This window comes from Methylomonas sp. ZR1, assembly GCF_013141865.1.
Lineage (GTDB): Bacteria > Pseudomonadota > Gammaproteobacteria > Methylococcales > Methylomonadaceae > Methylomonas.
In genome coordinates this window covers 2,687,136-2,700,189 of record NZ_RCST01000001.1, presented here as the reverse complement: position 1 = coordinate 2,700,189, position 13,054 = coordinate 2,687,136, and the positions used below count along the sequence as shown (strand labels likewise).

Annotated in this window: 11 protein-coding genes; 10 read left to right on the top strand and 1 reads right to left on the bottom strand. The window is 50.5% G+C overall.

What is annotated here, in order from left to right:
- Window positions 1-3: 3 nt before the first annotated feature.
- Window positions 4-1,452 (bottom strand): sodium:proton antiporter NhaD, encoded by a 1,449-nt coding sequence (gene nhaD, locus DDY07_RS12105; protein WP_171696085.1) that lies wholly within the window; start codon window positions 1,450-1,452, stop codon window positions 4-6.
- Window positions 1,453-1,833: 381 nt separating this feature from the next.
- Between nhaD and smc the strand changes: the two genes are divergently transcribed.
- The 10 genes from smc (at window position 1,834) to DDY07_RS12055 (ending at window position 13,038) form a co-directional block, all read left to right on the top strand.
- Entirely contained in the window at window positions 1,834-5,334 is a 3,501-nt protein-coding gene (smc, locus tag DDY07_RS12100; RefSeq protein WP_171696084.1) for a chromosome segregation protein SMC, read from the top strand.
- Window positions 5,334-6,071, top strand: coding sequence for a cell division protein ZipA C-terminal FtsZ-binding domain-containing protein (locus DDY07_RS12095; RefSeq protein WP_033155538.1), 738 nt, complete (start codon window positions 5,334-5,336; stop codon window positions 6,069-6,071). The genes smc and DDY07_RS12095 overlap by 1 nt, the downstream gene beginning before the upstream one ends.
- A gap of 71 nt (window positions 6,072-6,142) precedes the next feature.
- The gene (gene lepA, locus DDY07_RS12090) at window positions 6,143-7,942 is read left to right on the top strand and encodes a translation elongation factor 4 (protein WP_101054918.1); all 1,800 of its coding nucleotides are present in this window, start codon (window positions 6,143-6,145) and stop codon (window positions 7,940-7,942) included.
- Window positions 7,943-7,954: 12 nt separating this feature from the next.
- Complete coding sequence (gene lepB, locus DDY07_RS12085; protein ID WP_171696083.1) at window positions 7,955-8,731, top strand: signal peptidase I; 777 nt, start codon at window positions 7,955-7,957, stop codon at window positions 8,729-8,731.
- A gap of 96 nt (window positions 8,732-8,827) precedes the next feature.
- Window positions 8,828-9,205 carry a DUF4845 domain-containing protein gene (locus DDY07_RS12080; RefSeq protein ID WP_033155535.1) on the top strand — a complete coding sequence of 126 codons (378 nt, stop codon included), beginning with the start codon at window positions 8,828-8,830 and terminating at the stop codon, window positions 9,203-9,205.
- Window positions 9,202-9,885 carry a ribonuclease III gene (gene rnc / locus DDY07_RS12075; RefSeq protein WP_033155534.1) on the top strand — a complete coding sequence of 228 codons (684 nt, stop codon included), beginning with the start codon at window positions 9,202-9,204 and terminating at the stop codon, window positions 9,883-9,885. The genes DDY07_RS12080 and rnc overlap by 4 nt, the downstream gene beginning before the upstream one ends.
- Window positions 9,882-10,772 carry a GTPase Era gene (gene era, locus DDY07_RS12070; protein ID WP_171696082.1) on the top strand — a complete coding sequence of 297 codons (891 nt, stop codon included), beginning with the start codon at window positions 9,882-9,884 and terminating at the stop codon, window positions 10,770-10,772. The genes rnc and era overlap by 4 nt, the downstream gene beginning before the upstream one ends.
- Window positions 10,772-11,473 carry a DNA repair protein RecO gene (recO, locus tag DDY07_RS12065; protein WP_171696081.1) on the top strand — a complete coding sequence of 234 codons (702 nt, stop codon included), beginning with the start codon at window positions 10,772-10,774 and terminating at the stop codon, window positions 11,471-11,473. The genes era and recO overlap by 1 nt, the downstream gene beginning before the upstream one ends.
- Window positions 11,474-11,546: 73 nt before the next feature.
- Window positions 11,547-12,290, top strand: a complete 744-nt coding sequence (gene pdxJ, locus DDY07_RS12060; protein ID WP_171696080.1) for a pyridoxine 5'-phosphate synthase — start codon at window positions 11,547-11,549, stop codon at window positions 12,288-12,290.
- 4 nt (window positions 12,291-12,294) lie between these two features.
- Window positions 12,295-13,038 (top strand): PP2C family serine/threonine-protein phosphatase, encoded by a 744-nt coding sequence (locus DDY07_RS12055; protein ID WP_171696079.1) that lies wholly within the window; start codon window positions 12,295-12,297, stop codon window positions 13,036-13,038.
- Window positions 13,039-13,054 lie beyond the last annotated feature (16 nt).

The following is a 13,054-nucleotide window of genomic DNA, read 5'->3' as shown; positions in this document are numbered from 1 at the left end:
CGGTCAGAAAGATCCGGCATTGACCAGCATATGCGTACCGATACTGGCGAAGTAAGCCAACAGGATGACCGGGCACCATTTCATGTGGCTAGCAAAGGTATATTGCCCCTTGGCTTGTCCCATCAAACCGATGCCCGGCGCTGAGCCGATGGCCAGCAGGCTGCCGCCCACGCCCAGGGTCAAGGTCAGCAACAACCATTGGCCTTGCGGAATATCCGGGTGCATGGTTAGCACCGCAAACATCAGCGTACCGTTGTCGACGAATGCCGACGATAAACCGATCATTACATTCGCCAGAGTTGGGCTGAATTGTCCGTATAACACCTGAGAAATGGCATCAAGATAGCCGATAAAGCCCAAGCCGCCAATTCCCATCATCGCGCCGTAGAAAAACAGTAAGGTATCCCATTCCAGTCGGCCCACTTTATCGAAAATATCCAGGCGCTTGGCTTCGTTAGTCATCAAATTCACGTCGCCGCCGCCGAAAAATAGCGAAAACGCCGACTGTTGCGGACTGCTCGGTTTATCGGATTTTTGGAGATAGAAATAAAAGAATTGTAACAAGGACAGGCCTGCCATCATGCCGGCCGCCGCCGGCAATCCCAACGTCATGTCAAAACCAACCGCCAAGCTAATGGTGACGCCGAACAAGAACAGGATGCGCTTGGCGCCGCGCGGTAACGAAATTTGCTCAGCATCGACGATGGGTTTGTCTTTAGGCACGGCAAAATGCATGGCTGCCGCTGGTACTAAAAAATTGACCAGGCAAGGTACGAACAATTTAAAAAACTCGGTAAAACCCAGGATGCCATGCTGCCAAACGAACAGTGTCGATATGCCGCCCAGTGGACTAAATGTGCCGCCGGCATTGGTGGCAATCACGATGTTCAAACAGCCCAGCGAGACAAAACGCGGACTATTTTTGCCAACGGCTACCACGACAGCGCCCATTAACAAGCCGGCGGTCAAGCCGTTGACGATACAGGAAATGAGGAAAACTAAAAATCCCGTTATCCAAAACAGTCGGCGATAGCTGAGGTCTTTGCTGACCAGCCAGATCTTCAGCGCATTAAAAATGCCCATGTCCTCCATCGCATTCAAGTAGGTCATTGAAACCATGATGAACAGCAGCAATTCTATATAAGCCTGCAAGTTACCTTTAAACGCTGTGGTTGCCGGTAAGCTGTGGCCGTGTTGTTGATATGCCAGGACGATGACGAACCAGATCAACGCCGCGGCCAGCAGCATCGGTTTGGATTTGCGCAGATTGGTCACATCTTCGAGCATCGCCGAGATATAGGCAACGATCATCACGACCAGCGAAAAGTAGCCAACCCAATGTTGGGTAAGGTCAAGATGAAAGGTCTGTGGCGCTGCTGGCGCCGATTCGGCAGATACGAGTTCCGGAAAAATCAGTGATACCAATCCAAACAGATAAATGACCCGCAGCATGCGTTCTCCGGTTAACGAGATAAATTAAAATGCCACAAAATTGCTTGGTTTCCGGCAACTTTTGGCTATCTGCGGATTTTATTTTTAGCCGTGTAAAAAAGGCGTAAAGAGCGAGTGTTTGTGGGCAATGCCAAGGTATGCGCAAAGCTGGCGTCGACTGCAATATCGGGCGGTTTTCGGTTGCTGGATTTGGCAGTCTGACTTTTAGGTCGGCTTGGTCAAGCGATACCCGCAATCTGATTAAGTATTGATTTTCGAGACGAAATCCTGCTTTTGGTTTAAGGCCCGGTGTTAAGCCGATTTAAATTCCATTCGAATCGAAACGGCATTTCGACGATAATAGCCGGCTTTGTAAACGGTCTTGAGCGTCATAAATCAGGCATGAAGCTGGAAAAAATCAAACTTTCGGGTTTCAAATCCTTTGTCGATCCCACCACGATACCGATCAACGGCAATTTGACTGCGATCGTCGGTCCGAACGGTTGCGGCAAATCCAATATCATCGACGCGGTACGTTGGGTGATGGGCGAAAGCTCGGCCAAGCATTTGCGCGGCGGCAACATGGCCGACGTGATTTTCAACGGCTCTTCGGGCCGCAAGCCGGTGAGTATGGCTTCGGTCGAACTGGTTTTCGACAACAGCGAAGGCAAGGCCGGCGGTGAGTATTCGCAGTACGCCACCATTTCCATCAAGCGCCAGGTCAGCCGAGATGGACAATCGCTATTCATGTTGAATGGCTCCAAGTGCAGGCGTAAGGACATCACCGATCTGTTTTTGGGTACCGGTTTGGGTTCGCGCAGTTATGCGATTATCGAGCAAGGCACGATTTCGCGGATGGTGGAAGCCAAGCCCGAAGATTTGCGGGTGCATATCGAGGAGGCGGCCGGCGTTTCCAAATATAAGGAACGGCGTTCGGAAACCGAAACCCGCATGCGTCATACCCGCGAGAATCTGGAGCGCTTGAACGACTTGCGCGACGAAGTTGAAAAGCAAATCAAGAATTTGGCCAAACAGGCCGAAAAAGCCGAGAAATACACGGAACTGAAAAAGCAGGAACGCCAGTACAAACAAGAGTTGCTGGCGATGCGCTGGCAAAACTTTCAACGTTCCGCGCAAAAACTGGAAGAAAAACTGCAAAGTATTGCCGCCGAGCATAATCGTTTGTTTGTGTTGCTGCGAGATACCGAAAAAGCTATGGAGCTGAAACGCGGCGAGCAGAAAGCCCAGCAGCAGCATTTGGATAGCACCCAAGCCGAATATTATGCGGTGGTCGCCGAAGTTAGTCGGCTGGAGCAGACCATCAAGCACAACCAAAAAAGCCACGAAGAAACCCTGGTCGAAATCAATCGCTTGAAACTGCAAGCCGAGCAGGCGCAATCTGAATGTGAACAGGACCGGCAGCAATTGGAGGAAATTCGTCAGACCTTGCTGGAAGCCGAAGAAACCATGATCGTGGCCCGCGAACGCGAGGAAGACCTGCTGGGCATTCAACAAGACGCGCATCTGCAAAAGCAGCAATGGCAGCAGCAATGGGAAGCTTTTTTGGCGGAAAACGCCGGTTATCGCGAACAAGCCGAAGTGCAGCGGACCAAGCTGGTACAGCTGGAAAATCAAAACCGGCAATTGCAGACTAGGCTGGATAAATTGAATGGCGAACGCGGCGGTTTAGCCGATACCCAATTGCAACTGGAATTGGAAACCCTGGATAACAGTATCGAATTGATTGAAGCCGAACGCGAACAGTTGCAACAGCAGCTGGATACCGTTTTGCGGCGCATCGCCGAACTGCGACCGACCATCAAACAACTTCACGACAGCCTGCACGCCAGTCGCGCCGAGTTGCAGAAGGTCAACGGCAAGATCAGTTCCTTGGAACTATTGCAGCAGCACGCGATGGGCAAGGATAGGAAAGAGCTTGGATTGTGGCTGGAGCAAGTTGGGCTGGAACAACAGCCGCGCTTGGCCGAGTTTCTGGAGGCCGAGGAAGGCTGGGAAACGGCCGTGGAAACGGTGCTGGGCAGTTATCTGGAAGCGATCTGTGTGGATAGCGCCGATTCGATACTGGGTGAGCTGCAGGATTTGACCAAGCAGTCTTTGGTGGTGTTTGAGACGCATGCCAGTTCGAGTGGCGCAAGTGCCGATTCAGCGGCCTTGGCTAGTAAGTTGCGTAGTCGCTGGGATTTATCCGGTCTGCTAAGCGGAATCTATTGCGCGGAGACCATGCAGCAAGCCCGGCAAATGCATCTGCAGGCGCATGAGTCGGTGGTATTAGCTGACGGCACCTGGCTGGGCAAAGATTGGATCAAAATCAGCCGGGGCAGCGACAGCAAGGCCGGGGTATTGCATAGGGAAAAGGAATTACGCGAACTGAAGCAGCGGCAAAGCGAATTGCAGATGGCTATAGCCGAGGACGAAGAGCAATTGGCCAACTCCGAACACGAATTGAAGGCCGCCGAAAACAATCGAGAGCAATATCAACAAAAGGAAAAGTTGCTCAGTGCCGAGTTTTCCGCGAAGAGCGCCGAGTACAGCGCGCAATCGGCGCGTTTCGAACAGCAAAAACGCCGCCTGGAACAGCTCGATCACGAGATTGAAGAAATCAGCCAGCATCTGGCGGAAAATGCCGAAAGCATTTCCGAAGCGGAAATGATCAAGCAGGACGCCGAGCAGGCCTTGGGCGATTTGGGCGACAAGAAAACCGAATTGGAGCAATTGAATCAACAGATTCAAGCGCAACAGCAAAACACCGATGCCTCGGTAGATGAAGCGCGCCGGCACTTGCACCGCTTGCATGCGCAAATCGAATCGCTGAAGTCTTCGGAAGTGCTGACCGCCAAACAGATCGAGCGTTTGCAACTACAGCATCAGCAATCGGCTGATCGAATCGCCGAGCTGGAAAACAAATTGCACTTTTCATTAGCACCGCTCGACGACGAGAAAATGCAGTTGGAAGAGTTGTTGGAGCGTAAAGCTGAATTCGAGGATAGCTTGCAGTCCGAGCGCCAGGCGCAACAAGCCAGCGAACAGACGGTCAGTCAGTTGGCCGAGCAATATTCGCAAACCCAACGCTCCCTGGAAAAACAAAAGGAAGCCTTGGATCAAGTGCGTTTCGAGCAACAAGATAGCCGAGTCCGGCAGCAAACCATTGCCGAGCAGCTGACTGAGGTGGATGCCGATCCGGAGGTGATTCTGGCCAATCTAACCGAAGGCGCGAGCGAAACGAAATGGAAAAATGCCGTCGACGAATTGACCGATCAGATAGAAAAGTTGGGATCCATCAATCTGACTGCCATCGAAGAGTTCAAAACGCAATCCGAACGGATGAAATTTTTAAACGAGCAGCATGACGATTTGGTCGATGCCTTAAATACTTTGGATCAGGCCATCAGTAAGATCGACAAGGAAAGCCGCCAGCGCTTTAAAGAGACTTTCGACAAGATCAATAGTGGCTTGAAAGAAAAATTTCCGCGTTTGTTCGGCGGTGGCCAGGCTTATCTGGAGTTGACCGAAGACGATTTGCTGGAAGCCGGCGTCAACATCATTGCCCGGCCGCCCGGCAAGCGCAACAGCTCCATCCATTTATTGTCTGGCGGTGAAAAAGCCTTGACGGCGGTGGCCTTGGTTTTTTCTATTTTTGAACTGAATCCGGCGCCGTTTTGTTTGCTGGATGAAGTGGACGCGCCGCTCGACGATGCTAATGTCGTGCGCTTTTCGCAGATGGTGGAAGACATGTCGGCAACCGTACAGTTTTTGTATATTTCGCACAACAAAGTCACAATGGAAATTGCAAAACATCTGGCAGGTGTTACCATGAAGGAGCCTGGAGTATCCAGAATGGTGGCGGTTGATATTGATGAAGCAGTGAGCATGGCAGAAAGCTAATGGATAAAGAATTATTAAGAGTCGTGATTATTTTGATCGGCGTGCTGGTGATGATCGGCATGGTGTTGTGGCATTTCGTCAAGTCGTTGCGAGAAAGACGCACCCCTGACGATTATTACGACGAGGACTCTTACGACGACCGAGTGGTTGACGAGTTTTCGGTCGAGGAAGACGACGATGAAATGGATGTATTTGCGTTAGGCAACGAGTTGGTTGATGGAGATGCTCTGTTAGACGATCAAGCCATCAAGCCCAGCCCAAAACCTTCTGCCGATGCTTTGCGCAAGGATGTCGAGAAAAAACAAGCCGCGACCTTGGCTAATTCGCGGCGTTTGGAATTGCCGGCTTTGATCGAGTTCAGCATCGTTGCCCGTGCCGACCAAGGCTTTAATGGCGAAGATCTGTTCGAGGCTTTCGAACGTGTGGGCTTGCGCTATGGCAGTGTGCGGGTATTCGAGCGGGTGGATGCCAATCGCATGGTCGATTTCGCGGTCGCCAGCATGGTTGACCCCGGTACTTTCCCGGACACCGGGCTACAAGATTTTTATTGCCCCGGCATCGTGTTTTTTATGCAACCGCGCGAAGTCGATGCGCCGTTGGCGGTATTCGATGATTTCATGGAAACCATCGATACGTTGGCCGACGAACTTGACGGCGTGGTCTGGGACAACCAGCGGCAACCGCTGACTGCCGAAACCGTCGCGCAATTCAGACAAATACTGGCCAAGGCCGCCTAAAGCAGTACCTCGCGGGGGCAGGGCAGCTACCGCATTTATTCTGTAAACCTAACGAATTAACTAGAAGCTAAGTGGATCAAAAAAATATCAGAAATTTCTCCATCATTGCCCATATCGATCACGGGAAATCGACATTGGCAGACCGATTTATTCAAATTTGTGGCGGCTTAAGCGACCGGGAAATGGAGGCGCAGGTACTCGATTCCATGGATCTGGAGCGGGAACGCGGCATTACCATCAAGGCGCAAAGCGTCACCCTGGATTACAAGGCCAGTGACGGCGTCACCTATCAGCTGAACTTTATCGACACGCCGGGCCACGTGGATTTTTCCTATGAAGTTTCGCGTTCGCTGGCGGCTTGCGAAGGCGCCTTGCTGGTCGTCGATGCTGCTCAAGGCGTCGAAGCGCAAAGCGTCGCTAACTGCTATACCGCCATCGAACAAGGTTTGGAAGTCGTGCCGGTCTTGAATAAGATCGATTTGCCGTCAGCTGAACCCGAGCGGGTGATGGAAGAAATTGAGAATGTGATCGGCATTCCGGCCGATGAAGCTTTGAAGATCAGCGCGAAGACCGGGATTGGTGTCGAAGCCGTGCTGGATCAACTGATTCAAAAAATTCCACCGCCGGCCGGCGATGAAAATGCGCCGTTACAGGCTTTAATCATCGATTCCTGGTTCGACAACTATCTCGGCGTGGTGTCCTTGGTGCGCATCGTCAACGGAAGTCTACGTAAAAAGCAAAAAATTACCGTCATGTCGACCGGAAAGTCATTTCTGGTTGATAAATTGGGCGTTTATACCCCCAAACAATTGGAAAAGCAGCAACTCAACACCGGTGAGGTGGGATTCATTGTCGCCGGCATCAAGGATATTTTCGGCGCACCGGTCGGCGACACCATTACGGCTACCGACAATCCAGCCAGTGAAGTACTGCCGGGGTTTGAAAAAGTCCAGCCGCGGGTGTTTGCTGGTTTGTATCCCGTCAGTTCCGATGATTTCGGCGCGATGCGCGAAGCGTTGGATAAATTGCGTCTAAACGACTCGGCACTCAATTACGAACCGGAAACCTCGCAAGCGCTGGGTTTTGGCTTTCGTTGCGGCTTCCTCGGCATGCTACATATGGAGATCGTCCAGGAACGGCTGGAGCGCGAATACAACATCGATCTGATTACCACCGCGCCGACTGTTATTTACGAAGTGGAAACCCATGGCGGCGAGGTCGTTATGGTCGACAATCCGGCTAAGCTGCCGGACGTCGGCACCATTGTCGAGATTCGCGAACCGATTATTCAGGCCAATATTCTGGTGCCGCAGGCCTACTTGGGTAACGTGATCAATCTTTGTATCGAAAAACGCGGCATCCAAAAAAACATGCAATATGCCGGTAGCCAAGTATCGCTTAGTTACGAACTACCGATGAGTGAAGTAGTGCTGGATTTCTTTGATCGTTTGAAATCCTGTAGCCGCGGCTATGCGTCTTTCGATTACGAATTTTTGCGCTTCGAGCCTGCGCCGCTGGTTAAGCTGGACGTCTTGATCAATGGCGATAAAGTCGATGCCTTGTCTATTATTGTGCATCGGGATTTGAGTCAGAACCGTGGTCGAGATTTAGTCGATAAGATGAAAGATCTGATTCCGCGGCAGATGTACGAAGTGGCGATCCAGGCGGCCATTGGCGCAAAAGTCATCGCCCGCTCTACGGTCAAAGCCATGCGCAAAAATGTCACAGCCAAATGTTATGGTGGCGACATTACCCGTAAGAAAAAGCTGCTGGAAAAACAGAAAGCCGGTAAGAAACGCATGAAGCAGGTGGGTAGTATCGAGATTCCACAGGAAGCCTTCCTGGCGGTGTTGCAGGTCAATAAAGAGTAATAACGATCAATTATGGATTACGATTTTTCATTTTTTCTGGTGGTAGCCAGTTTTGTCACCGGCGTTGTCTGGGGTGGCTATAGCTTATATCTGAAGCGGGCCAATCTACCTTATCCTACTGAGAACGAGCCGTTATTGGTCGAATATGCGCGTTCGTTTTTTCCGGTGGTGTTGATCGTATTGTTGCTGCGCTCGTTTCTGTTCGAACCTTTCCGGATTCCCTCGGGATCGATGATGCCGACATTGTTGGTCGGTGATTTTATTTTGGTGAATAAATTCAGTTATGGAGTGCGCTTACCGGTGCTGAACACCAAGGTTATCGAAATGGGTGAGCCCAAGCGCGGCGATATCGTGGTGTTCAGGTTTCCGAAACAACCGGAAGTTGATTACATCAAACGGGTGATTGGTTTGCCGGGTGACCGCATCGCTTACTTTGACAAAAAGCTTTACGTCAACGGCGTACCCGCCAAGCAAGTGTCGCTTGGGCGTTATCAAGGCGTCGGGCAGGGCAGCAATATGAGCGGTGCCGAGCGGCTGGAAGAGGATTTGTTGGGGGTTGAGCATTCCATCCTGGTAAGTCACGGGGCTTCGTCTGTAGAGGATGTGTTCGTCGTGCCGCAGGGTCAGTATTTCGTCATGGGCGATAACCGCGATAACAGTAATGACAGTCGTTATTGGGGTATGGTACCGGAAGCTAATCTGGTGGGTAGAGCCTTTTTTATCTGGATGAATTGGGACTGGCAAAATAACGGTATTGCTTTCGACCGGCTAGGCACAGTGCTGCGTTGAGCGGTTAGCTGTTAGATAATCCGAAAAAACAATGCTTAATGCGGTGGACTCTCAACAGTCGTCGGTTTATTTCTAATTTTTCTCGGGGGTAGTGTTATGCCGTCATCATTAAAAAAACAACGCGGTTTAACCTTTCTGTCCATTGCCTTTATTTTGGCGTTAATTGGTTTTTTTACCTTATTGATTCTAAAAATTGCGCCGATTTATATTAATCATAGCCGCGTAGTTAACGCCTTGAAAGCAGTAGAAAACACTACTGATATAGTGACTAAAACTAAGTCTGATATAAAGGGTAGCTTGGAAAAACGCTTTGATATGAATTATGTAGAGCACGTCACCAATGACAATATCAAAATTGTCGCGCAACCCGGCTATGTACGGGTTGACATAGACTATGAGCGTGTAGAACCCATCATGGGGAATTTGAGTGTGTTGGTTGAGTTCCACGAGGGATTCGAAGCTGGCAACAAGTGATTAAGAAACCTGAAATTCTTGCCGGCAAGTTGGGTTTAAGGTTTAACGATCCCAGCTTATTTACGATGGCTTTGACTCATCGCAGCATGGGGGCCAGAAACAACGAGCGTCTCGAATATTTGGGCGATTCCGTGTTGGGCTTCGTGATCGCCCAAAAACTATACGAACTGTTCCCCGAGGCGGGAGAGGGCGCCTTAAGTCGGTTGCGGGCCAGTTTGGTCAACCAGAATTCTCTGGCGGAAGTGGCCAGGCAGCACAATATCGGTGATTATCTAATTCTCGGTTCCGGCGAACTGAAAAGCGGCGGTTTCCGTAGAGATTCGATTTTGTCGGATGCGTTGGAAGCCATCATGGGGGCCTTGCTGAAAGACCAAGGCGTTGAGGTTTGTCAGCAGTGGATATTGCGATTATTCGATGACAAGCTGGCCGCGCTGAAAGTAGACGATTGGACCAAAGACCCGAAAACCCGTTTGCAGGAGTTGATGCAAGCCAGCCGTAAACCCTTGCCGATTTACGAATTGGTCAGTATGTCCGGCGCGGATCATGCCCAAACCTTTGAAGTGAAATGCACCATCGCATTAACACCGGAAACGCGCAACGGCGTGGGTATTTCCAGAAAAAAGGCCGAGCAGGCTGCTGCCGAAAATATGTTAAATTTTTTACAATCCAGGGATAAATGAACTGCGGATATGTTGCTTTAATCGGTAGGCCCAATGTCGGCAAATCGACGCTGATGAATCACTTGCTGGGTCAGAAACTCAGTATCACCTCAAGAAAACCGCAAACTACCCGGCACCGAATTCTGGGTATCAAGACGACAGCCGCTGGTCAAGCCATCTTCATGGACACACCGGGCATGCACAGCGACGAAAAAAAGGTATTGAACCGTTATCTGAATAAGACTGCGGACAGCACGCTGCTTGGGGTCGATGTCGTGATTTGGTTGCTGGATGGCCTGTATTGGCACGACTACGACGAGAAGATTTTCAAGAAACTCGAGCAAGCCGGACTGCCGGTTATCTTGGCAATCAACAAGGTCGATAAAATCAAGGATAAGGATGCGGTGCTGAAGTTCTTCGCCGAGGCGCAGCAAAAATATCCGTTTCAGCATATCGTGCCGGTTTCGGCCTTGAAAAATACCAATCTTGAGGTGCTGGAACAGCACATTATGGCGTTGCTGCCCGAGGCCGAGCTCATTTATCCGGAAGATCAAATCACCGACAGGCCGGAGCGCTTTTTTGCCGCTGAAATTATTCGCGAAAAATTGACTCGGCGTTTAGGCGATGAATTACCTTATGCGCTGACTGTCGAAATCGAACGTTACGAGGAGTTTCCGGAGCTTTGCAAAATATACGCGGCCATCTTGGTGGAGCGTGATAGCCAAAAAAGCATCGTCATCGGTAAACAAGGCGAAATGTTGAAAAAAGTCGGTAGCGAGGCGCGGGTTGATATTGAAAAATTGATCGGCCAAAAAGTCTATCTGGAATTGTGGGTTAAAGTGAAAAAGGGTTGGTCGGATAACGAGCGCGCCTTGCAGAGTTTAGGTTTTAGCGATTTTGACCATTAATGAGCGGCTCGGCCGTTTATTTACAGCCGGCGTTTGTTCTGCAGCATCGGCCATACCGGGAAACCAGTGTATTGTTAGAGGTCTTCACGCGGGATTTTGGCGTGATGTCCATGCTTGCCAAGGGTGTGCGTAAGGAAAAGTCGAAAATAGCCGGGTTGTTATTGCCTTTCAGTGCATTGCGGCTGTCCTTTATCGATAAAAACGAACTAAAAATTCTGTCTCAGGTGGAATACGTCGACAGCTACCCTTTAGAGCGCTTGGCGCTGTACTGCGGATTTTATGTGAACGAGCTGGTGCAACTATTCGTGCACAAAAACGATCCCCAGCCCGAGATATTTAGCTGCTACGAGCGCTGCTTGAGTGGTTTATTGCTTGGTGAATGTATCGAGCAGACTCTGCGTTATTTTGAACTGGATTTATTGCAAGAAGCTGGCTACGCCGTTGCGATGGATTCGGAAGCTAACGGTAATCCCATCAAGATAGGTCAGCGCTACAATTTTTTAGCTGATTGCGGCATGGTCGCGGATAACGAAGGTTTGATCGGTGGTGAAACCTTGTCAATATTGGCCGCAAGGGCTTCATTGGAAGGCCGCGCGCTGCTCGAAGCCAAACTGCTCTTCAGAAAAATGCTGGATGGACATTTGCAAGGCAGACAGTTGAAAAGTAGGGATGTCCTGGCAAAAATTATTAAGTATTTATAGGCGAAAGACAAAGATCAGGATAGGTTGACCGTCTTTCATCCCTCTTTCTCATCCGCTTGCGGACTTATATTCAATGGAAAAACAAATCATCTTATTAGGTGTCAACATCGACCATGTTGCGACCTTGCGTCAGGCTAGAGGTACTCGTTATCCCGAGCCGGTGCAGGCTGCGCTGATCGCCGAGCAAGCCGGTGCTGACGGTATTACCGCGCATTTGCGCGAAGACAGGCGGCATATTCAGGACAGAGATATTTATTTGTTAAAGGATATGTTGCACACCCGGTTGAATCTGGAGATGGCCGTGACAGAAGCCATGTTGGCGTTTGCGGTTAAGGTCGAGCCACAAGCTTGTTGTTTGGTGCCCGAGCGCCGAGAGGAATTGACGACCGAAGGCGGTCTGGATGTGGCAGGCGCCGCGGAAAAGATGCGTTCTGCTTGCCAACAATTGGCGGATGCGAATATAGAAGTCTCTTTGTTTATCGATCCGGATTATCGGCAAATCGACGCGGCGGTCCAGGCGGGTGCGCCGGTGGTGGAGTTACATACCGGCCGCTATGCCGATGCTGCAAGTAAACCAGAGCGGGAGCAAGAATTGCAACGAATCCGCACGGCTGCGGCTTACGCGCACCAAGCAGGATTGCAAGTGAATGCCGGCCACGGCTTGAATATCGCCAATGTGGAAGCTATTTGCCGGATCGAGCAGATTGTTGAGCTAAATATTGGTCATTCCTTGATTGCGCAGGCTTTGTTTTCCGGCTTGGATAGCGCGGTCAGGGATATGAAGCGTGTCATGCGGGAGTCGCGTTTACACGGTTGATGTAATGCAGAACGAACTCGAGTTTTATCAATTAACCTCGATAGGCAATCGCGAGGTCAATCAGGATTGCATGGCGCACCGGGTGTGCTCTGATTACGCATTATTTGTGGTCGCTGACGGATTAGGCGGACATTACTCCGGCGAAAAAGCGTCGCAATTTTTTTGCCGTAGCTTGATTGCTCTGGCGGAAAAATATCATGCTCATATAGCCTCAGTGAAGGCAGAAACGGTCATGGCTGCTTGGATTGCGGAAGCTGTTAGGAATATGAGTGAACTATTTGCCGACGATCCGTTTGCAAGCGATGCCCACACCACCTGCGCAATTCTGTATTTGGACCAGGAACGAGCGATAGTGGCGCATTGCGGAGATTCGCGAGTTTATCGGATCAATTCCGAGCAAGTCCTATGGCGTACAAAAGATCATTCGGTGCCCCAACAACTGTTTAACGAGGGAAAAATCAGCGAATGGGAGATGGGGGTTCATCCCGACCAGCATAAGCTCACGCGAAGCATCAATGTGTTGAGTACGCCTGCGGTGGATATTGCCTGTTTCCCACCGATGAAATGCGGCGAAACTTTTCTGCTCTGTAGCGACGGTTTTTGGGAGTTTGTAAAGGAACAGGAATTGTTGGCGTTATCGCAAGAGTGCAGCGGAAAGCCGGAGTTGCAGAAGATGGCAAAAATGGCAGTGTTACGAGCCCAAGGTAAAAGCGATAATGTTACTGTGCAGTGGATCAGGCGGCGTTAGCTGTTTAGGTGGAGGC